At 75.0% G+C, this 20,706-nt stretch carries 20 protein-coding genes; 14 read left to right on the top strand and 6 right to left on the bottom strand.

All coding sequences use genetic code 11. The features are described 5' to 3' along the window. Window positions 1-16 precede the first annotated feature (16 nt). Window positions 17-493, bottom strand: coding sequence for an NUDIX hydrolase (locus tag ACFO3M_RS10945; RefSeq protein ID WP_387988621.1), 477 nt, complete (start codon window positions 491-493; stop codon window positions 17-19). Window positions 494-535: 42 nt separating this feature from the next. Between ACFO3M_RS10945 and ACFO3M_RS10940 the strand changes: the two genes are divergently transcribed. Further along, on the top strand, window positions 536-2,020 hold the full coding sequence (locus ACFO3M_RS10940; RefSeq protein WP_387988620.1) for a CCA tRNA nucleotidyltransferase: 1,485 nt from the start codon (window positions 536-538) through the stop codon (window positions 2,018-2,020). A gap of 231 nt (window positions 2,021-2,251) precedes the next feature. Then, window positions 2,252-3,157 (top strand): matrixin family metalloprotease, encoded by a 906-nt coding sequence (locus tag ACFO3M_RS10935; RefSeq protein WP_387988619.1) that lies wholly within the window; start codon window positions 2,252-2,254, stop codon window positions 3,155-3,157. Here the strand turns inward: ACFO3M_RS10935 and ACFO3M_RS10930 are convergent. After that, a complete protein-coding gene (locus ACFO3M_RS10930) occupies window positions 3,154-4,440 on the bottom strand; it encodes an MFS transporter (RefSeq protein WP_387988618.1) in 1,287 nt (428 codons plus the stop codon). The two genes, ACFO3M_RS10935 and ACFO3M_RS10930, sit on opposite strands and share 4 nt — an antisense overlap. Before the next feature lie 72 nt (window positions 4,441-4,512). On the opposite strand from ACFO3M_RS10930, the gene ACFO3M_RS10925 reads away from it, so the two are divergent. Next, window positions 4,513-5,163, top strand: a complete 651-nt coding sequence (locus tag ACFO3M_RS10925) for a YqgE/AlgH family protein (RefSeq protein WP_387988617.1) — start codon at window positions 4,513-4,515, stop codon at window positions 5,161-5,163. A gap of 181 nt (window positions 5,164-5,344) precedes the next feature. On the opposite strand, the gene ACFO3M_RS10920 is transcribed toward ACFO3M_RS10925, so the two are convergent. From ACFO3M_RS10920 to ACFO3M_RS10910, 3 genes are all read right to left on the bottom strand, one after another. Further along, entirely contained in the window at window positions 5,345-6,103 is a 759-nt protein-coding gene (locus ACFO3M_RS10920; RefSeq protein WP_387988616.1) for a hypothetical protein, read from the bottom strand. 106 nt (window positions 6,104-6,209) lie between these two features. Continuing rightward, a complete protein-coding gene (locus ACFO3M_RS10915; RefSeq protein ID WP_387988615.1) occupies window positions 6,210-7,289 on the bottom strand; it encodes an inositol-3-phosphate synthase in 1,080 nt (359 codons plus the stop codon). Window positions 7,290-7,425: 136 nt separating this feature from the next. Beyond that, window positions 7,426-8,022: a PadR family transcriptional regulator gene (locus ACFO3M_RS10910; protein WP_387988614.1), complete on the bottom strand. Its 597-nt coding sequence runs from the start codon at window positions 8,020-8,022 to the stop codon at window positions 7,426-7,428. Window positions 8,023-8,178: 156 nt separating this feature from the next. Here ACFO3M_RS10910 and ACFO3M_RS10905 point away from each other — a divergent pair, with 156 nt between their 5' ends. From ACFO3M_RS10905 to ACFO3M_RS10895, 3 genes are all read left to right on the top strand, one after another. Next, on the top strand, window positions 8,179-8,589 hold the full coding sequence (locus ACFO3M_RS10905; RefSeq protein WP_387988613.1) for a DUF5318 family protein: 411 nt from the start codon (window positions 8,179-8,181) through the stop codon (window positions 8,587-8,589). A gap of 156 nt (window positions 8,590-8,745) precedes the next feature. Beyond that, window positions 8,746-11,184: a transglycosylase domain-containing protein gene (locus ACFO3M_RS10900; RefSeq protein ID WP_387988612.1), complete on the top strand. Its 2,439-nt coding sequence runs from the start codon at window positions 8,746-8,748 to the stop codon at window positions 11,182-11,184. Window positions 11,185-11,206: 22 nt separating this feature from the next. Then, complete coding sequence (locus ACFO3M_RS10895) at window positions 11,207-12,742, top strand: glycosyltransferase family 87 protein (protein ID WP_387988611.1); 1,536 nt, start codon at window positions 11,207-11,209, stop codon at window positions 12,740-12,742. On the opposite strand, the gene ACFO3M_RS10890 is transcribed toward ACFO3M_RS10895, so the two are convergent. Continuing rightward, window positions 12,739-13,554 carry a deoxyribonuclease IV gene (locus ACFO3M_RS10890; protein WP_387988610.1) on the bottom strand — a complete coding sequence of 272 codons (816 nt, stop codon included), beginning with the start codon at window positions 13,552-13,554 and terminating at the stop codon, window positions 12,739-12,741. The two genes, ACFO3M_RS10895 and ACFO3M_RS10890, sit on opposite strands and share 4 nt — an antisense overlap. 141 nt (window positions 13,555-13,695) lie before the next feature. Between ACFO3M_RS10890 and ACFO3M_RS10885 the strand changes: the two genes are divergently transcribed. From ACFO3M_RS10885 to ACFO3M_RS10850, 8 genes are all read left to right on the top strand, one after another. Then, on the top strand, window positions 13,696-14,772 hold the full coding sequence (locus tag ACFO3M_RS10885; RefSeq protein ID WP_387988609.1) for a hypothetical protein: 1,077 nt from the start codon (window positions 13,696-13,698) through the stop codon (window positions 14,770-14,772). A 146-nt stretch (window positions 14,773-14,918) separates the two neighbouring features. Continuing rightward, window positions 14,919-15,206 (top strand): 30S ribosomal protein S6, encoded by a 288-nt coding sequence (rpsF, locus tag ACFO3M_RS10880; protein ID WP_387988608.1) that lies wholly within the window; start codon window positions 14,919-14,921, stop codon window positions 15,204-15,206. A 2-nt stretch (window positions 15,207-15,208) separates the two neighbouring features. Beyond that, window positions 15,209-15,694 (top strand): single-stranded DNA-binding protein, encoded by a 486-nt coding sequence (locus ACFO3M_RS10875; protein WP_387988607.1) that lies wholly within the window; start codon window positions 15,209-15,211, stop codon window positions 15,692-15,694. A gap of 104 nt (window positions 15,695-15,798) precedes the next feature. Next, window positions 15,799-16,035, top strand: coding sequence for a 30S ribosomal protein S18 (rpsR, locus tag ACFO3M_RS10870; RefSeq protein ID WP_073422051.1), 237 nt, complete (start codon window positions 15,799-15,801; stop codon window positions 16,033-16,035). Window positions 16,036-16,046: 11 nt separating this feature from the next. Continuing rightward, the gene (rplI, locus tag ACFO3M_RS10865) at window positions 16,047-16,493 is read left to right on the top strand and encodes a 50S ribosomal protein L9 (protein WP_387988606.1); all 447 of its coding nucleotides are present in this window, start codon (window positions 16,047-16,049) and stop codon (window positions 16,491-16,493) included. 591 nt (window positions 16,494-17,084) lie between these two features. Further along, entirely contained in the window at window positions 17,085-18,449 is a 1,365-nt protein-coding gene (dnaB, locus tag ACFO3M_RS10860) for a replicative DNA helicase (RefSeq protein ID WP_456903469.1), read from the top strand. Window positions 18,450-18,486: 37 nt separating this feature from the next. Beyond that, complete coding sequence (locus ACFO3M_RS10855) at window positions 18,487-18,633, top strand: hypothetical protein (RefSeq protein WP_387988604.1); 147 nt, start codon at window positions 18,487-18,489, stop codon at window positions 18,631-18,633. A gap of 148 nt (window positions 18,634-18,781) precedes the next feature. Next, entirely contained in the window at window positions 18,782-20,662 is a 1,881-nt protein-coding gene (locus ACFO3M_RS10850; RefSeq protein ID WP_387988603.1) for an Ig-like domain-containing protein, read from the top strand. Window positions 20,663-20,706 lie beyond the last annotated feature (44 nt).

Here is a 20,706-nt window from a genome sequence, read left to right as displayed (position 1 = left end):
GACGTCGCGGTCCGGGTCACGCACTGTCGGCGAGCAGCGCGGGCGCCCGCTCGACCAGCGCCCGCTCGTCGGCGTAGGCCAGCCGGTCGGACAGCTCGTCGAGGGGGACCCAGGCGACCTCGGTCACCTCGACGTCGGCATCGGACAGGGCGCCCCCGATGGCGCGCAGCAGGAAGTGGTGCACGGTCTTGTGCACGCGGCGGCCCTCGGCGACGAACCAGAAGTCGATGATCCCGAGCGGGGCGAGCACCTCGCCGATGATCCCGGTCTCCTCGGCGACCTCCCGGACGGCGGTGTCCTCGGGGGTCTCGCCCTCCTCGATGTGGCCCTTGGGCAGTGACCACAGCAGCCGGCCGCGGCGGTCGGTGCGACCGATCAGCGCGGCCCGCGGGCCGGAGATCCCGTCGTCGGCGACCACGAGGCCCCCGGCGGAGGTCTCGTCGACCCGCCGCAGCCGGCGGCCGGGACGCCCTCGTCCGCCGGTGCCTGCCATGCCAGGAGGGTAGCGCGAGCCGCCGCACTACCCTGGCTCGTCGTGTCCGGGGAGCGGAAGAGTCGTCCGGCCGCCGTGGACGTCCCGCCGGCGGTGCAGCAGACCGTGCGCGAGCTGGTCGAGGTCTCGCCCGTGCTGGTGGAGCTGGGGGAACGCTTCGCCGCGGCCGGGTTCGAGGCCCACCTCGTGGGCGGGTCGGTGCGCGACGCCCTGCTGGCCGCCGGCAGCGGCGCGCCGACGCCGCCCGGCGACCTCGACGTCACCACCGACGCCCGGCCCGAGCAGGTGCTGCGGCTGCTGCGCGGCTGGGCGGGTTCCACGTGGAACCAGGGCATCGCCTTCGGCACCGTGGGCGCCGAGGTGCGCGGCACCCGGCTGGAGATCACCACCTTCCGCGCCGACCGCTACGACCGGGAGTCCCGCAACCCCGAGGTGGCGTGGGGCGACTCGCTGACCGACGACCTGGCCCGCCGCGACTTCACGGTCAACGCGATGGCGGTGTCCCTCGGACCCGACCGCACGGTGACCGACCCGTTCGGCGGCCTCGGCGACCTGCTCGCCCGCCGGCTGCGCACCCCGGGCGCGGCGGCGGACTCCTTCGCCGACGACCCGCTGCGGATGCTGCGCGCGGTGCGCTTCGTCGCCCAGCTCGGGCTCACCCCGGACGACGACGTGGTCCGCGCGATGACCGACATGTCGGGGGAGCTGGCGCGGATCACCCCGGAGCGGGTGCAGGCGGAGCTGTCCAAGACGCTGCTGCAGGACAGCCCCCGCGCGGCGCTGGAGCTCTTCGTCTCCACCGGCCTGGCCGACGTCGTGCTGCCCGAGCTGCCGGCGCTGCGGATGGAGATCGACGAGCACCACCAGCACAAGGACGTCTACTCCCACTCGCTGACCGTGCTCGACCGGGCGATCGCGCTGGAGAAGGCCGATCCGGACGCGGGGTCGCCGGACCTCGTGCTGCGGCTGGCGGCGCTGCTGCACGACGTCGGCAAGCCCGCCACCCGCCGGCACGAGCCGCGCGGCCGGGTCTCCTTCCACCACCACGAGGTCGTCGGCGCGAAGCTGGTGCGCAAGCGGCTGACCGCGCTGCGCTACCCCAAGGACGTCGTCGAGGCGGTCGCCCGGCTGACCTTCCTGCACCTGCGGTTCCACGGCTACGGCCGCGGGGAGTGGACCGACTCCGCGGTGCGCCGCTACGTCACCGACGCCGGCGACCTGCTGTCCCGGCTGCACAAGCTGGTCCGCTCGGACTGCACCACCCGCAACCGGCGCCGCGCCGCCGCCCTCTCGGCCACCTACGACTCCCTCGAGCGGCGGATCGCCGAGCTGTCGGCGGCCGAGGACCTCGCGCGGGTGCGGCCCGACCTGGACGGCAACGCGATCATGGAGATCCTGGGCATCCCGCCGGGCCGCGAGGTCGGCGAGGCGTGGACGTACCTCAAGGACCTCCGCCTGGAGCGCGGTCCGCTCGGGCCCGACGAGGCCGAGGCCGAGCTGCGCGCCTGGTGGGCCGCCCGCTCCTGACTCCCCCGCTCAGGTGTGCCCTCCGCCCGCGCCCCTCCCCGCGCCCCGCGTCCGCCGGTAGGACGGACGGCCGGACCGCGAACGGGGGAACGGGTGCACGGGGGAACGCAGGACGGGCGTGCCGTGCGTGCGCCGTGGCCCTCGCAGTGGCCCTCGCAGTGGCCCTCGGAGCGGCCCCCGGGGTGGCCCTCGGAGCCGCCGCCCGGCCTCCCCGCCTCGCCCACCGGACGCGTGCCGCAGTGGGTGCTCGACCAGACGGCCGGCCGCCCCGCCGACCCGCTGCCGTGGCGCGCCTGGGAGGGCGGGCCGCCGCCCCCGCGCCGCCGCTCCCCCGCCGTCCGCGGGGTGCTGGCCGTCGTCCTGGTGCTCGCGCTCGGCCTGGGCGCCGCGGTCCTGGCCGGCCCGCGCCCGTGGCCCTGGGAGTCCTCCTCCGGCTCCGCCGTGGCCGCCAGCCCCGCGGTCCCGGTGGACCGGCCCACGCCCGGGCGCGAGGCGGCGGGCTCCCCGCTCGGCACGCCGCCGCCGGCCCCGGTCGGCGGCACCTTCGAGTTCGTCGAGCACCAGGCCGACGGCGTCACTCCGGTCGCCTACGACCCGTGCCGCCCGGTCCACTGGGTCATGCGGCCCGACGGCGCGCCGCCGGGCGCCGCCGGGCTGGTCGAGGAGGCGCTGGCCCGGGTGTCGGCCGCCACCGGCCTGCGGTTCGTCTCCGACGGCACCACCGACGAGGGGTACACCGACGACCGGGCGGTGTACCAGCCCGGCCGCTACGGCGACCGCTGGGCGCCGGTCCTGGTCAGCTGGGCCACCCCGGAGGAGGTGCCCGGCCTCGGGGGCACCGTGGCCGGCCTGGGCGGCAGCCAGGCGGCCGCCGCGGCCGGCGGGCCGTGGGTGTTCGTCACCGGCGCGGTGACCATCGACGCCGGCTGGGCCGGTGGCGCCGCGGGGTCCCCCGAGGGCCGGGCCGCGGTGCGCGCCGTCCTCATGCACGAGTTCGGGCACGTGCTGGGCCTGGACCACGTCGACGACCCGGCCGAGCTCATGGCCCCGCGCAACGACGGCCAGGTGGACTTCGGCCCCGGCGACCTCGCCGGCCTGGCGCAGCTGGGCCGCGGCGCCTGCGAGCCGGACCTCTAGACCCGCGCCGGCTCCGCGCCGCGCCGCAGGAACGCCACGGCGGTCAGCCCGTACACGGCGCCGACGGCGACCAGCACCGGCACCGAGACCCCCGAGGCCGGCAGCACCAGTGCCCCGGCCACGAGCGCGGCGACGTAGGTGACGTTGACCAGGGTGTCGTAGACGGAGAACACCCGCCCGCGGACGTCGTCGGCGAGCACCTCCTGCAGCGTCGTGTCGACGCACACCTTCACGCCCTGGGCGACGAAGCCGAGCACGAACCCGCCGGCCACGATCCCCGGCGGCGCGAGGGTCAGCCCGAGCAGCGGCTGCAGCACCGCGCCTGCCACGAGCAGCGACGCCGTCCACCGGCGGCGGCCCAGCCGGCGCACCGCGGCCGGGGTGACCAGCGCCGCGAGCAGCGTGCCCACCGCCCCGGCGCCCACCACCTGCCCCAGGCCGACCAGCCCGCCCGGGAACAGCGGCCCCGACCCCTCCGCCAGCGGGCCGCGGTACAGCAGCAGCGACACCAGCGTCAGCACGCCGTAGCAGACCCGGTGCCCCGAGACGGCCACCAGCGCCGCCGTCGCCGGCGGGTGCGCGGCCACGTCCCGGACGCCGTCGGCCATGCCGCGCAGCACCTGCCGGGCCGTGAGCCGGGCCGACCGGGTGGCGGTGTCGGGACCCAGGTGCGCCCGGGAGAAGCCCGCCACGGCCGCCGCGGCCGCGAGGTAGGGCAGCGCCGCGGACAGCGTCACGGCCGCGTAGCCGGCGTCCCCGGCCGGGGCCATCTGCAGCAGGCCGACCGCGGCCGCCCCGCCGACGACGGTCGCCACCGCCCCCGAGGTCGTCGACAGCGCGTTGGCCGTCACCAGCGCACCGGCGTCAGCGGTGTGCGGCAGCCCGGCCGACAGCGCCGCCAGCACGAACCGGGTGACGGAGAAGACGGCGAGCCCCGCGACGGCGAGCGGCAGGCCGCCGGCCCCGGTGACCACGAGCGCCGCGACGACGGCGACCAGGCCCGCGCGCAGCACGTCGGCGTGCACCAGCACCTGCCGGCGGCTCCACCGGTCCAGCCAGACGCCGGCGAAGGGGCCCAGCACCGAGTAGGGCAGCAGCAGGACCGCGAACCCGGCGGCGACGGCGAGCGGATCGGTGGCCCGCTGCGGGTTGAACAGCACGCTCCCGGCGAGCGATGCCTGGAAGACGCCGTCGCCGAACTGCGCCAGGAGCCGGGTGGCCAGCAGCCGGCGGAAGTCCTCCCGGCCGAGCAGGAGCCGCACGGTCGCAGCGGCCCGCGTCACCGGCTCACCCTACGGTGCGCGCCCGCCCTCCCCCGGGGCCCGGACTGTTGCACACTGGACGGGATGTCTCCGGTGCCCTCACCCGAACCCGAGTCCGGCCCGCCCACCCGGCGGGTCACGGGCCGACGGCGTCCGCCGGTGCCGCGGCTGTCCACCGGCACCCTCGACGACGTCGTCCCCGGCTCGCTGCTCGTGGCCATGCCCGGGCTGACCGACCCGAACTTCGCCGGCACCGTGGTCTACGTGCTCGACCACAACGACAGCGGCACGCTCGGCGTCGTCCTCGGCCGGCCCAGCCAGGTCGAGATCCGCGACGTGCTGCCCGGCTGGTGCGACCTCGCCGTCGAGCCGGGCGTCTTCCACGTCGGCGGCCCGTGCGAGACCGACACCGCGCTGTGCCTGGCCAGCGCCCCCGGCGCGGCCGGTGAGGTCGAGGGGCTGCGGCGGGTGGCCGGCGACGTCCACCTCGTCGACCTCGACGCCGACCCGGGAACCCTGGAGAGCGGCCTGTCCGGCCTGCGGGTGTTCGCCGGCTACGCGGGCTGGTCGCCCGGCCAGCTGGCCGCCGAGGTCGCCGAGGGTGCCTGGGCGTGCGTGCCCGGCACCCCGGGCGACGTGCTCAGCGAGCTGTCCGGACCGCAGCTGTGGCGCGCGGTCCTCGCCCGGCAGACCGGCCGCCTGGCGGTCCTGTCCACGGCACCGGCCGACCCCTCCGCGAACTGACACGCCGCGGGAGCGCGGTCCGGGGCGCGCGCCCCGGCGAGGTCTGGTAGGAATGACCTCGGAGGGGGCGGTCTGGGGAAGAGGCCGCCCCCTCTTCCGTGCCCGGCCCCGGTGAGGTGCCGGAGCGGCCTCCCCGCAGGGTCCCGCCGCGAGCCCGCGAGTGGGGCGGCGAGGTCCTCCGTCAGATCCCGACCGCCGCCGCGACCTCCGGGTGCGATGTCGCGTCCACCGTCTGCCCGTCCTCCGGCAGGGCGATCGTCCGCGGCCCGTGGTCCGACAGCGTCACCGTGACCTCGGTGTCCTGCCCGGGCAGCGGGGTCACGTACTGCAGCAGCAGGCCGGTTCCGTCGTCCACGGTGACCGTCCAGCCGGCGTCGGCCGCGTACACCGTGGCCAGCCGGCGGTCGACCGAGCGCTGACCCTCCCAGGTGTGCTCGCCGCCGCGGAAGGCGGCGGCGTCGTCGGCCTCGGGGGCGCCCAGGTTGAGCACCACGGTCACGAGGACGTCGGTCAGCGGCACCGCGTCGGGCCCGGTCGCCAGCGGGCGGCTGACGAACGGGACGTCGGGCAGGCCCGCGGCGGCGAGGGCGTCCGCCAGCCCGGGGACGTCGCCGAACCAGATGCGGTCCCGGGTGAAGAACAGCGTGCGGGTGTCGTCGGGGCGCCCGTCGCCGTAGGTGGTCACCGCCTGCGCCCGGCCGGCGGAGCCGGTGAGGTCGACCTCGCCGGTGAGGCGCAGCAGGCCGCCGTCGCCGAAGGGCGCGGCGACCTCGACGTCGGCGCCACCCTCCTCCGCGTCCCGCGCCAGCAGGCCGGCGAGCACCTCGGCCTCCTCGGCGGTCACCGGGTCGCCGGGCTGCCGGTCGGCGGGGTCGTCCGAGCACCCGGCCAGCAGGACCGCCAGCAGGACCAGCGCGATCGCGAGCAGGCGGCGCGGCATGGCGGTCAGCGTAGGCAGCCCGGCGGCACCGGGCCCCCGACAGGCCGCAGGCCCGCCCCCCGGGTCGGGGGACGGGCCTGCCGGCTTGCGGGACGCGGTCAGCGCGTCAGCGCTCCACCTCGCCGCGGATGAAGGCCTCGACGGCGTCGCGGGCCTCGCTGTCGCTGTACTGCACCGGCGGGGACTTCATGAAGTACGACGACGCCGACAGGATCGGGCCGCCGATCCCGCGGTCCTTGGCGATCTTCGCCGCGCGGACGGCGTCGATGATGATGCCGGCCGAGTTCGGGGAGTCCCAGACCTCGAGCTTGTACTCCAGGTTCAGCGGGACGTCACCGAACGCGCGGCCCTCCAGGCGGACGTAGGCCCACTTGCGGTCCGACAGCCACGGCACGTGGTCCGACGGGCCGATGTGCACGTTGTCGGTGCCCATGTCGCGGTCGACCTGGCTGGTGACGGCCTGGGTCTTGGAGATCTTCTTGGACTCCAGGCGCTCGCGCTCGAGCATGTTCTTGAAGTCCATGTTGCCGCCGACGTTGAGCTGCATCGTGCGGTCGAGCTGCACGCCGCGGTCCTCGAACAGCTTGGCGAGCACCCGGTGGGTGATGGTCGCGCCGACCTGGCTCTTGATGTCGTCGCCGACGATCGGGACGCCGGCGGCGGTGAACTTGTCCGCCCACTCCTTCGTCCCGGCGATGAACACCGGCAGGGCGTTGACGAACGCGACGCCGGCGTCGAGGGCGGCCTGCGCGTAGAACTCCGCGGCCTGCTGCGAGCCGACCGGCAGGTAGCAGACGAGGACGTCGGCGCCGGACTCCCGCAGCGCCGCGACGACGTCGACCGGCTGCTCGTCGGACTCCTCGATGGTGGCCCGGTAGTACTTGCCCAGGCCGTCGAGGGTGGTGCCGCGCTGCACGGTGACGCCCAGCGGCGGGACGTCGGTGATCTTGATGGTGTTGTTCTCGCTGGCGACGATGGCCTCGGAGAGGTCACGGCCGACCTTCTTGGCGTCCACGTCGAACGCCGCGACGAACTGCACGTCCGAGACGTGGTACTCGCCGAAGCGGACGTGCATGAGGCCCGGGACCGAGGTGGTCTCGTCGGCGTCGCGGTAGTAGTGCACCCCCTGAACCAGCGAGGCGGCGCAGTTCCCGACGCCCACGATGGCGACCTTGACAGCTCCCATGGGTTTCCTCTCTCCCTGGACCGGGTGGTCCGTGTCGCGGGACCGTTCCGGTCCTGGCGGTGGCTGCCGGTCGAGCTGGACAGCCGTGGTGCCTGTTGTGCGGTGTCGCTGGGGTGGGTCCCGCCCGGGGGCGGCCTCACCCCTCGCCGGGCGGCGGGCGCTCACCGCCGGGCCCCGGCTCGGGCCGGCGCCGCTCGCTGTCGATGAGCTCCGACAGCCAGCGCACCTCCCGGTCGACCGAGTCCAGGCCGTGGCGTTGCAGTTCCAGCGTGTAGCGGTCGAGCCGTTCGCGGGTCCGCGCCAGTGAGGACCGCAGGCCGTCACGCTGCCGTTCGACCGTGCGGCGGCGCCCCTCGAGGATGCGCAGCCGCACGTCGGCGGCGGTGTGCCGGAAGAAGGCGAGGTGGACGCCGAAGAGCCTGCCGTCGTCGTACGCCTCGGGACCGGCCTGGCTGACCAGCTCCGCGAAGCGCTCCTTGCCCTCCGCGGTGATCGTGTAGACCACCTTCCCGCGCCGGCCGGTGAGCGGCGGTGCGTCGGCCGGCAGCGGCGCGCGCCGGTCGGACTCGTCGGTGGTGACGAACCCGGCCGCGTGCAACCGCTTCAGCGCGGGATACAGCGAGCCGTAGGAGATGCTGCGCAGGCCCCCCAGCACCTCCGCGAGCCGTTTCCGCAGCTCGTAGCCGTGCATCGGGGACTGCTGCAGCAGTCCGAGGATGGCGAACTCGAGCATCTCGCCCCCCGTCGGCCCCTGCCGTTCGATGTATCGAGACGATACATCGGGAGGTGATCCGGTCGGCAACCCGAGGCCCCTCCTCCACTCGCGGAGCGCGCGCACACGGGGTGACGACGGGCCCGGGCGCCGGCGGACCTGCGTACATTGACGGCCGTGCCCGGACGTCGCTCCGTCGTCGACTACTCGCTGCAGAGGCGGGCCGTCCTGGCGGACGTGCACGCCGGCCGCACCGGGCTGTTCGAGGTCTGCGACGCCAGCCCCTACCTCACCCGCGCCGCGAGGTACCACGGCGAGCAGACCGACGACCCGTGCCCGGTCTGCCGCCGCGAGCGCCTGACGTTGGTCAACTACGTCTACGGTGAGGGGCTGGGCCACGTGTCCGGGCAGGCGAAGACCGAGGCGGAACTCGCCCGGATGGACGCCATGCAGGAGGAGTTCTCCGTGTACACCGTCGAGGTGTGCCGCGGGTGCGGGTGGAACCACCTGGACTGCTCCTACGTGCTCGGGAACGAGCCCGAGCCGGGGCGGCAGCCGCGCCGGCGCCGCCGCGCTGCCACGGACTAGGACCGCCGGGCGCACGGTTGCACACCGGCGGACCCGTCCGTCACACCCGTCCCGGGAGGACGGTGCGCCTGCGCGTCCTCCCCGGTCACCACAGCCAACGACGCCACGCTGGGCCGGACCCGATCCGCCCACCGACACCCGAGGAGGGGCTGCCTGGTGCCTCCCCACGACGAGACCACGCCGGTCGGGCCGTCCGGCGGCCCGCCGCGGCGCCCGCCGGCCGCCCGGGCGACCGGTGGCTCCGGATCCGCCGGCCGCGGCCGCCCGACGGCCACGCGGTCGGGGGGCTCCGGCGGCTCGCGTCCCGGCGGCTCCCGGCCCACCGGTGCACGTCCCGCGGGCGGCAAGCCCGGCGGCGGCAAGAAGGCGCGCACGAAGAAGCAGCGGCGCCGCCGCCGGCTGAAGGTCGCCCTCGGCACCCTGCTCGGCCTGCTGGTGCTGCTCGGTGTCTTCGTCGGCGTCGTCTACGCCACCACCGAGGTGCCCGACCCGAGCTCGGTGCAGCGGTCGCAGACGACGGTCGTGTACTACGCCGACGGCACCACCGAGATGGCCCGCCTCGGCGACACCAACCGGCGGGACGTCACGCTCGACCAGGTCTCGGAGGCCGCGCGCAACGCGGTGCTCGCCGCGGAGAACCGGAATTTCTACTCCGACCCGGGCATCTCCTTCACCGGCATCGTCCGGGCGGCGTGGAACAACCTCACCGGCGGCTCGACGCAGGGCGGCTCCACCATCACGCAGCAGTACGTGAAGAACGCCATCCTGCAGAACTCCGACCAGACGTTCAGCCGCAAGTTCCAGGAGCTGTTCCTGGCGATCAAGCTGGACAACAACCACTCGAAGGACGAGATCCTCGAGAACTACCTCAACACCATCTACTTCGGCCGCGGCGCCTACGGCATCGAGGCGGCGGCCAACACCTTCTTCGGCGTACCGGCCGCCCAGCTGACCCCGCAGCAGGGCGCCGTGCTCGCCGTCCAGATCCGCAGCCCCAGCTCCTACGACCCCGAGTCCAACCCGGAGGGCGCGCAGGACCGCTGGGGGCTGGTCCTCGACGCGATGGTCGAGGAGGGCTGGATGACGCAGGCCGACCGCGACGCGTCGGTCTACCCGCCGGTGCTGCCCAAGCCGCAGTCCTCGTCCCTGGGGACCCCGACCGGCCCCGAGGGCCTGGTCGTGTCGCAGGCGATCTCCGAGCTCGAGGCGCGCGGCTACACCGAGGAGCAGATCCAGGCCGGCGGCCTGCGGATCACCACGACCGTCGACAAGGCCACCCAGGACGCGGCGCTGGCCGCGGTGAACGAGGTCATGGACGGCGAGCCGCGGGAGACGCTGCGCCAGGCGCTGGTCGCCGTCGACCCGCGGACCGGTGGGGTGCGCGCTTACTACGGCGGTGACATCGGCGCCGGTGAGGGCGCGGTCGACTACGCGCAGGCCCGCCGCCAGCCCGGCTCGTCGATGAAGCCCTACGTGCTGGCCACCGCGCTCGACCAGGGGATCAGCGTCACCTCGCGCCGGGACGGCAGCTCGCCGCAGACCTTCCCCGACCGCGACGCCCCGGTGCGCAACTCCGGCGGCGCCTCCTGCCCGGCCTGCACCCTGGTCGAGGCGATGACCCGCTCGCTGAACACGACGTTCTACGGGCTGGCCTACGAGGTGGGCCCGGAGAACGTCCGCGAGACGGCGCTGGCCGCGACCGGCATGCCCGAGACCTGGCCGGCCACCGGCTCGCTGCTCGACGACAAGACGACGCTGGCCGCCCCCGAGTCCGGGGTCACCGGCTCCTCGATCGGCATCGGCGAGTACGAGATGCGCCCGATCGACCAGGCCGTCGGCTTCGCCACCTTCGCCAGCGGCGGCGTGCGGCACGACGCGTTCTTCGTCAGCCGGGTCACCGACAGCGAGGGCACCGTCCTGCTGGAGAACGGCGCCCCGGCCGGTGAGCGGGTCATGAGCGAGGACGTCGCGAACGACACCACCTTCGCGCTCGAGGGCGTCGCCCAGTACTCGCGCCGGGCGCTCGACGACGGCCGCGAGGTGGCGTCCAAGACCGGCACGCAGGGCATCGACGCCGACGACAACTCCGACGCCTGGATGGTCGGCTACACCCCGTCGCTGTCGACGGCGGTGTGGATGGGCACCGACGGCTACCAGCCGATCCGCAACTCCGACGGCGCGATCATCTACGGCTCCGGCCTGCCGGGCGCCATCTGGCAGGAGTTCATGGACACCGTGCTCGCCGGCACCCCGGAGGAGGACCTGCCCGACCGGCCGGTCATCCGCGGGGACACGGGCGAGGGCGTCCCGGCGCCGGAGACCCAGGCGGCTCCGACGACGCAGTCTGCGCCCACGACGCAGTCCGCGCCGCCGACGGAGCCGACGCCCACCACCCCGGCCACGCCGACGGAGACCGCGCCGCCGGACGACGGGACGACCGAGGAGGAGCCGAACGACCCGTCGGTGCCCACGGTGCCGACCCCGCCGCCGTCGCCCGTCACCCCTCCCCCGGCGGGCGGCCAGCCGACCGGACCGCCGACGCAACCCGGTCAGCCGGCACCCACGACCGCGCAGCAGCCCCAGCTGACCGGCTGACCCCACCCGGCAGACTGACCGGGTGAGCTCCTCCCCCACGGGCCCGTCCGCCCCGGCCGACCAGCCGGCGGACGGGCCCGCGGCGTCTCCGGCGTCCGCGGCCCCGGCACCGGCGGCCCCGCCACCGGTGCCCGCGGGGCGGCCCGACCGGGTGGTGCCGACGTGGTCGGACCCGGTCGCCGCGCAGGCCAGCGAGGCGGTGGGCGGGCCGTGGGGGCGGCACGCGGTGACCGGCCGGGCGCTGTTCTGGACGCCGCTGCGGATCTGCCTGCTCTACGCCACCGTGGTCCTGGCGGCCGCGTGGCTCAAGCAGGCGCCCTGCGCCGACGGCAACTGGGCCGGGTCGGTGCAGTACACCCACTTCTGCTACTCCGACACCGTCCCGCTGTTCACGCTGCACGGCCTGGACGCCGCCGCGGTCCCCTACCTCGACTCGGCCGTCGAGTACCCGGTGCTCACCGGCGCCTTCACGGCCCTGGCCGCGCTGCTCGGGCGGGCCTACGGCGACCTCGCGACGGCGGCCGGTCTCCTGCCGCAGGTCCCGCCCGTGCAGGCCTACTACGTGGCGACCTGCCTGCTGCTGACCCTGTGCGCGTTCCTCCTCGTCCGGGAGGTGCTGGCGCTGGCCGGGCACCGGCCGTGGGACGCCGCGATGGTCGGGCTGTCCCCGCTGCTGCTCGTGCACGCCTTCACGAACTGGGACCTGTTCGCCGTCGCGCTAGCCACCGGCGGGCTGTGGGCGTGGGCGCGCAGCCGGCCGGTGCTCGCCGGCGTGCTGCTCGGCCTCGGTGTCGCCGCGAAGTTCTACCCGCTGCTGCTGCTCGGGGCGCTGTTCCTGCTGTGCCTTCGGGCCGGGCGCGTGCGCGAGTGGCTGCGCGCCGCCGTCGCCGCCGGGGCCGCGTGGCTCGCCGTCGACCTGCCGGTGGCGCTGCTCGCGCCGGAGAACTGGTCGCTGTTCTTCCGGCTCAACACCGCCCGCCCGGCCGACCCGGACAGCATCTGGAACATCCTGATCACCGCCTCCGACGGGCGGTTCCTCGACGGCCCGCTGCCCGAGGGGACGCCGCCGGTGCTGCTCAACACCGTCGTCGCGGTCTGCGTGCTGCTGGTCTGCGCCGGCCTGGGCTGGCTGGTGCTGCGCGCCCCGGTGCGGCCGCGCGTGGCCCAGGTCGCCTTCCTGCTGGTCGCGGCGTTCCTGCTGGTCACCAAGGTGTGGAGCCCGCAGTACTCGCTGTGGCTGCTGCCGCTGGCGGTGCTGGCCCGGCCGCGCTGGCGCGCGCTGCTGCTCTGGCAGGCCGCCGAGGCGGTGCTCTGGGTGGTGCGGATGCTCTGGTACCTCGGCACCGAGGACCGCGGCGTCGGCGTCGAGTGGTTCTTCCTCGCGGTGACCGTGCGGGACCTCGCCGTCGTCGTGCTCATGGGCCTGGTCGTCCGCGACGTGCTGCACCCCGACGGCGACGTCGTCCGCACCAGCTGGCCCGGCGTCGACGACCCGGCCGGCGGCCCGCTGGACGGCGCCCCCGACCGGCTCACCCTGCGCCGGCGGGTGCCCGCCTAGCCGCGCAGCGCCGCGCGGACGAGCGCGACCTCCTCGGCGTGCGCGGCGGCGTCCCCGGGCGTCTCCAGGACGACGGGGCAGTCGGCGGCGCGTGCGACCTCGAGCAGCAGCTCCAGCGGGATCTCCCCCTCGGTCAGCGGCGCGTGCCGGTCGCGGCCCGAGCCGTGCGGGTCGCGGCTGTTGTTGAGGTGCACGAGGTCGACCCGGCCGGTGGTCGAACGGACGTCGGCGACGGCGGTGGCGAGGTCCCAGCCGGCGGCCCAGGCGTGGCAGGTGTCGAGCACGAAGCCCGCGCCGAACTCCCCGACGGCGTCCCACAGCCGGGCCACCGCGCCGAGCTCGCGGGCCATCGCGTTGTCGCCGCCGGCGGTGTTCTCGATGAGCAGCGGCAGCGGGAAGCCGCCGTCCTCGGCCTGCCGCGCGAACGTCTTGCGCCAGTTGTCGAACCCGGCGGCCGGGTCGTCCTTGGCGAGCACGTGGCCCCCGTGCACGACCATCCCGCGGGCGCCGATCGCCGCCGCCGCCCGCGCGTGCACCGCGAGGGTCTTGCGGCTCGGGATGCGGATCCGGTTGTTGGTCGAGGCCACGTTGAGCACGTACGGCGCGTGCACGAAGACGGCGACGTCGGAGGCCAGCAGGTCCTCGGCGTCCGGGCGCGGCGGCGGCGCCTTCCAGCCCTGCGGGTCGCCGAGGAAGACCTGCACGCCGTCGGCGTCCATCTCCGCGGCCCGGGCCAGCGGCCCGCCCGCGTCCAGCTCGTTGTCCTCGGTCAGGCCGGGGCCGACGTGTACGCCGATCGGGTGCTCCGCCACCCCGGCGACAGTAGTTCCGCCCCGGACGGGGACCCACCCGTATCGCGCAGGTCACGTCCTCGTTGGGACACGTGGCGGCGGACACGCGCGGGTGGTGGCGTGCGCCGTGACACGGGGACGCGGGCGGAGGGGACGCAGGGGATGACGACGGGGACGGCGGCCACCGGCACGACGCGGCGGGCCGCGCGGCGGTTCCTGGCCGCGCTCGCGCTCGTGGTGGCCGCCGTCCTGGGCGGCGCGGTCCTGCTGCCGCCCGCCGCGGGCGCCGCCCCGTCGGCCACCGTCGACATCCGCGACCTCACCCCGCCGCTGGTGTCGGTCGACCCGGGCGGGACGGTCACCTTCACCAACCGGATCGAGCCGAAGACGGTGCAGGTCGGCGGCGGCGGGCTGCTGCCCTCGCTGGTCACCGTGCAGGTGTTCACCGACGTCACGCTGGGCCTGCCCTCGGGCCCGGAGCCGCTGCCGGAGGACGCCGGCGTCACCGAGCGCTTCGACACCACGTGCCTCACCTGCACGATCACCTACACGTACCGGGTCGTCGTCCCGAACACCTCGATCGTCGGGAGCGCGCTGAACACCGTCACCACCCGGGCACTGAGCACGCTGCCGCAGACCCAGCCGGTCACCTACGACGGCCGGCAGACGACGGTGCAGATCGGCGTCCCGACGCCGTTCCTCGTCACCACGCTGCTGCCGCTGCCGGACCTGCCCTCGGTCGGCCTGCCGCGGCTGCCGACCGTCGACGTCCCGCTGCCCTCCCTCCCGTCGCTCCCGGCGCCGGCCCCCACCGGCCCCACCGCGCCGCAGGCCCCGGCCGCCGCCCCGGAGGCCCCCGCGGCCGCCCGGGGGGTCGACGGCGACGCCTACTCCTACGACCTCGGCGGCGGCGCGGCGCGGATGGCGCCCTCCGGCGGCGGGTCCGCGGCCTTCGACCCGTCGCGGCTGGCCGGCTCCCCGTCGGGCACCGCGTCCGGCAGCGGCGGCACCGACGGCTCCGGCGGGGTCGCCGGCGGCCGCGACGGTGCCGCGGTGCCGGTCTCCGGCGGGCTCGGCGGGCTCGACGGCGGCGCGCTCGACGAGGAGAGCAGCACGGTGAGCGCCGACGGCGCCCCGTCCGGCCCGGCCCTGCCGCCCGCCGCGCCGGTCGCCGTCGTCGCGCTGGCCGGCAGCACGGCCGCGCTGGTCCGCACCTCCCGGGCGGTCCGCTCCCGCTGACCCCGGCGGGGGCCGGCGGCCGCGCTGGTACCCTCGGGGGGCGCGTCCCGTGTGCCGTCCGAGGCAGGCAGGGCGCGCGACGCGTGTACGACCCTCCTGCTGCAGACGTCCTGCAGCCGCCCAGACCAGAGGAGGTGGGGTTCTCCGTGCGTCACTACGAACTGATGGTCATCCTCGACCCCGACCTGGAGGAGCGCACGATCGCTCCCTCCCTCGACCGGTTCCTGACCGTCGTCACCAACTCCGGTGGCACCGTCAAGACCGAGATCTGGGGCCGGCGCCGCCTGGCCTACGAGATCAAGAAGCACGTCGAGGGCATCTACGCCGTCGTCGACATCCAGGCCGAGCCCGCCGCGGTCGCCGAGCTCGACCGTCAGCTCAACCTGAACGAGTCGGTCCTGCGGACCAAGCTGCTCCGGCCCGAGGTCCACTGACCATGGCCGGCGAGACCGTCATCACCGTCATCGGCAACCTGACCTCCGACCCGGAGCTGCGGTTCACGCCGTCGGGGGCCGCGGTCGCCAACTTCACGGTCGCCTCGACGCCGCGCACCTTCGACCGGCAGTCGCAGGAGTGGAAGGACGGCGAGGCGCTGTTCCTCCGCTGCAACGTCTGGCGGCAGGCGGCCGAGAACGTGGCCGAGTCCCTCACCCGCGGTTCGCGGGTCATCGTCTCGGGGCGCCTCAAGCAGCGCTCGTTCGAGACGAAGGAGGGCGAGAAGCGCACCGTCGTCGAGCTCGAGGTCGACGAGATCGGCCCCTCGCTGCGCTACGCCACCGCGAAGGTCACCCGGGCCTCCCGCGGTGAGGGTGGCGGCGGCGGTGGCGGTTTCGGCGGCGGTGGCGGTGGCGGCGGTTTCGGCGGCGGCGCGAGCGACCCGTGGTCGACGCCCGCCGGCCCGTCCGACGAGCCGCCCTTCTGAGAAAGGACCCCCTCGCCCCCCACGCCTCGCTCCGCTCGGCGCGGGCCCCTGCGAGGGGGCCGGTCCATCACCTCACCACGCTCTAGCCGTACCTGGAGAACCCAGTGCCCAAGCCCCCCGTGCGCAAGCCCAAGAAGAAGGTCTGCCAGTTCTGCAAGGACAAGGCGACCTACATCGACTACAAGGACACGACGCTGCTGCGGAAGTTCATCTCCGACCGCGGCAAGATCCGTGCCCGCCGCGTGAGCGGCAACTGCAGCCAGCACCAGCGGGACGTCGCCACGGCCGTCAAGAACAGCCGTGAGATGGCCCTGCTGCCCTACACCTCGACGGCGCGCTGACCATGAGCACGATGAAGCTGATCCTGACGCAGGAGGTCACCGGTCTCGGGTCCTCCGGTGACACCGTCGAGGTCAAGGGCGGCTACGGCCGCAACTACCTCCTGCCCCGCGGCCTGGCCATCGTCGCCACCCGCGGTGCCGAGAAGCAGGTCGAGTCGCTGCGCCGGGCGCGTGCCGCCCGCGAGGTGCGGTCGCTCGAGGAGGCCCAGGCCGTGGCCGGCCGCCTCGCCGGCCTGACCGTCCGGGTGCCCGCCCGCTCCGGCGACGGCGGCCGCCTGTTCGGCCGCGTCACCACCGCCGACGTCGCCGCGGCCGTCACGGCCGCCGGCGGCCCGGAGCTGGACCGCCGCCGCATCGAGCTGCCGAGCAGCATCAAGACCACCGGCAAGCACACCGTCACCGTGCGGGTGCACCCGGAGGTCACGACGACCCTCCCCATCGAGGTCGTCGCCGGCTGAGGAGGCCGCAGCACCGCCCGCGAGGGGCGTCGGACACCCGTCCGGCGCCCCTCGCGGCGTCTCCGGGGCCGGACCGCGTCCTCCGTCGTCCCGGACCCCCCGACGGCGCGGGGCGGCGCCGGACGCACCCCGGACGGCGGCCGTCGTGGACGCGTCCCGGCCGGCCGCCGGGCGGCTGTGACGGCTGCGCCGGACGGGACGACACGACACGCCCGGAGCCCCCGGCGCGCCGACTTTCTCGTGTCCACAGCCGGTGGGTGGCCGCGGCGCAGGTGACGCCCGCGGGACCGCGGCACGACGGGCCGGCGTCCTCCCCGTCTCCACATGTCGACTCCGGCTGTCCACCGACTTGTCCACAAGTTGTGCAGAACGCGGCCCACACGGGTGTTGGACGGGTCCGTCCCCGCTTCCTAACGTCGTCTCCTGCGCCGGACCTCCGCGAACTGTCGGTGGCTCCGGGTAGTGATGTCCTCGAACGCGTGTTCGAGCGGCACGCGAGGCGTCCTGGTGCTTCCCCCACCGGGCCCCGGCCGGGCGGCCGGGGTCTGTACGCGCGCGCGTGCCCCGAGAGAGGGAGGTACCCAGGTGGCGGTGGCCGACGACTTCAGCCGGCCGCAGGCGACGGCGCCGGAGTACGACCGGCAGCCGCCGCAGGACGTCGCGGCCGAGCAGTCGGTGCTGGGCGGCATGCTGATGAGCAAGGACGCCATCGCCGACGTCGTGGAGCAGCTGACCGGCAACGACTTCTACCGGCCGGCGCACCAGTTGATCTACGACTGCATCCTCGACCTGTACGGCCGGGGTGAGCCGGCCGACGCCATCACCGTCGCCGCGGAGCTCAACCGCACCGACCAGCTGTCCAAGATGGGCGGCGCGGTCTACCTGCACACGCTCATCGCCTCGACGCCGACGGCGGCCAACGCGGGCTACTACGCCCAGATCGTGGCCGAGCAGGCCACCCTGCGCCGCCTGGTCGAGGCCGGCACCCGCGTGGTGCAGCTGGGCTACGGCGCGGCCGGTGGGCGGGGCGACGTCGACGACATCGTCGACCGCGCGCAGCAGGAGATCTACGAGGTCACCGAGAAGCGGATGAGCGAGGACTACTCGCGCCTCGAGGACGTCCTGCAGCCGACGATGGACGAGCTCGACGCCATCGCCTCCCGCGGCGGCACCGCCCGCGGCGTGCCCACCGGCATCCGCGACCTCGACGAGCTGACCAACGGCCTGCAGGCGGGCCAGATGGTCGTCATCGCCGCCCGGCCCGGTGTGGGCAAGTCGACGCTGGGTCTGGACATCGCGCGGTCGGCCACCGTCAAGCACCACATGCCGGCCGTCATCTTCTCGCTCGAGATGAGCAAGCACGAGATCACCATGCGTCTGCTGTCGGCCGAGGCGAAGGTGCCGCTGCACCACATGCGCGCCGGCACGCTGTCCGACGAGGACTGGTCGAAGCTGGCCCGCCGGATGGGCGAGGTGGCCGACGCCCCGCTCTACATCGACGACTCGCCCAACATGACGATGATGGAGATCCGGGCCAAGGCACGGCGGCTCAAGCAGCGCAACGACCTCAAGCTCGTGGTCATCGACTACCTCCAGCTCATGACGTCGGGCAAGCGCGTCGAGAGCCGCCAGCAGGAGGTCTCGGAGTTCTCCCGCGCGCTGAAGCTGCTGGCGAAGGAGCTCGAGGTCCCGGTCATCGCGATGTCGCAGCTCAACCGCGGGTCCGAGCAGCGTCAGGACAAGAAGCCGATGCTGTCGGACCTCCGTGAGTCCGGCTCGATCGAGCAGGACGCCGACATGGTCATGATGATCCACCGCGAGGACATGTACGAGAAGGAGAGCCCGCGGGCCGGCGAGGCCGACATCATGCTGGTCAAGCACCGCAACGGCCCGACGGCCAACGTCACCGTCGCCTTCCAGGGCCACTACAGCCGCTTCGTCGACATGGCGAACTGACCGGCCGCACCGATGCGCAGGAGGGCCCGGGACCGTCGTGGTCCCGGGCCCTCCGTGCGTCCGCGGCGCTGCCGCGCCGGACCTCGGACCCACCGACGAGATCGACGAGATCCAGGACGTCTGCCGGCGCGGCACCCACGTCCGCACCCGCGAGGCGATCCAGGCCGCGGCCGCCCGGACGTGACGGCCCCGTCCGGGGCCGGGAGGGCGTCCTCCCGGCATCCCGGGCGGGGACGGACCGGTCCTGACCTGCGACTTCCCGTGACCGTCTTGTGATCCGAGTCACCGGAGACTAGGAAGAGGCGCCCCCTTTCCTCCCACCTGGAGACGCCTTGCAGCAACGACGCTGGCACCGCGCGACGACGTCGCTCGTCGGTGCGCTGGCCTTCACGGCCGCCCTCTCGGTCACCGCGCCCCCCGCACTCGCCGACCCGCAGAAGGCCGAGCCGCTCTCGGTCTTCCCGTCCGACACCCTCACCGTGCGCGACCCCGCCCAGCTGACCGGGCGGCGGGTGGACCTGCCGACGTCCGGCTGCGGCGCGCCGATCAGCTGCGGCCTGGTCCAGCAGCTCAACCAGCTCGACGGTTTCGACCTGGACCCGCGGCTGGCGATCCGCTTCAGCGAGCCGGTCGACGTGGCCACCGCCGCCGCGCAGATCACGGTCCAGGAGGACCGCGGCGGCTGGCGGACCGGCGTCGACCGCGTCGTGTGGGACCCGGCGACCAACACGCTCTACGCCCACCCGGCGCAGCAGCTCGCGCCCGGCACGACCTACCGGGTCAAGGTCCAGGGCGGCGCGACCATCAAGGCCGCCCAGGACACCTTCACCACGTTGTCGGCCACCGACGGGCTGCAGGACCTGCAGCGGCAGATCGACAGCGGCAGCGCCTTCCGCGCCGTCGGGATCGACCGCCCGGGCCTGCAGGTCCAGGGCGTCTTCCCCGCCGCCGGGACGACGGTGAAGTGGGCCACCGACCGCGGCGTCACCGACCCCGCGGCGACCGACGTGCCCGTCCCGACGGCGGCCCTCGGCGGCTCGATCGTCTTCGGCACGTTCCAGGCGCCGTCCTGGCTCACCCCCGACGTCACGATCCCCCAGACGCCGACGCGCGACGGCGGCCCGCGGCCGGTCGAGGCCGAGCGGCTGCCCTTCGTCGCCGTCCTGCCGCCCGGGCAGGCCCCGGCCGGCGGCTGGCCGGTCGCGGTGTTCGGCCACGGGTTCACGAGCTCGACCAACGCCGTGTTCCTCGCGGCCGTGGAGAACGCGAAGAACGGCATCGCCACCATCGGCACGAACGTGGTCGGCCACGGCTTCGGCCCGGACAGCGCCTGGCAGGTGACCAGCGGCGGCACGACGACGACCATCCCCGCCCACGGGCGCGGCATCGACCAGGACCGTGACGGGGACGTCGAGTCCAGCGAGGGCTCCTCGGCCACCGGTGCGGCCGCGGCCCAGTCCTCCCGGGACGCGCTGCGGCAGACCGTCGCGGACAACATGACGCTGATCCGCTCGCTCGGCGGCACCGACGTCGACGGCAACGGGACGCCGGACCTGTCCGGCCGGGGCGTCACCTACTTCGGCCAGAGCTTCGGCGGCATCTACGGCACCATGCTGACCGGCGTCGACCGGGCGGTGACCCGCTCCGTGCTCAACGTCCCCGGCGGTCCGATCAGCGAGATCGCCCGGCTGTCGCCGGCGTTCCGCCCGCTCACGGCGGCTGCGCTCGGTGCGGCCGGCCTGCTCAACGGTGGGGTCGGCGGCTTCACCGAGCAGATGCCGCTGCGCGGTGAGGGTCCGGTGACGCTCACCGCGCCGAAGGCCGCGGACATCCAGGAGTACCTGGCCCGGTCCACCTGGCTCTCCCGTCCGGGCAGCCCGGAGACCTTCGCGCCGCTCATCGACCCGCAGCGGGTGCTCGTCCAGGTGGCCTTCGGCGACCAGACGGTGCCGAATCCGACGTCGTACACGCTCGTCGACGCCGGGCACCTGTGGTCGCGGACCAGCCTCTACCGCAACGACAGGGCGGGGGCGACACGGCTGCCCAACCCGCACTCGTTCCTGCTCGTGGTGACCAACCCGGCCGCCATCCAGGGGCAGGCGCAGGTGGCGGCCTTCCTGGGCCGGGGTGAGGTCATCGACCCCGATGCTGCGGGCGACGTGTGGGAGGTCCCGGTCGTCGACCCGCGGGTCCTGCTCCCGCTCAACTTCTGACGGTCGGCCGACGCACGAGGGGCCCGGGACGGCGATCCGTCCCG

The organism is Geodermatophilus arenarius, from assembly GCF_042654585.1.
Lineage (GTDB): Bacteria > Actinomycetota > Actinomycetes > Mycobacteriales > Geodermatophilaceae > Geodermatophilus > Geodermatophilus arenarius.
This window is presented reverse-complemented; position numbering and strand designations above follow the sequence as displayed.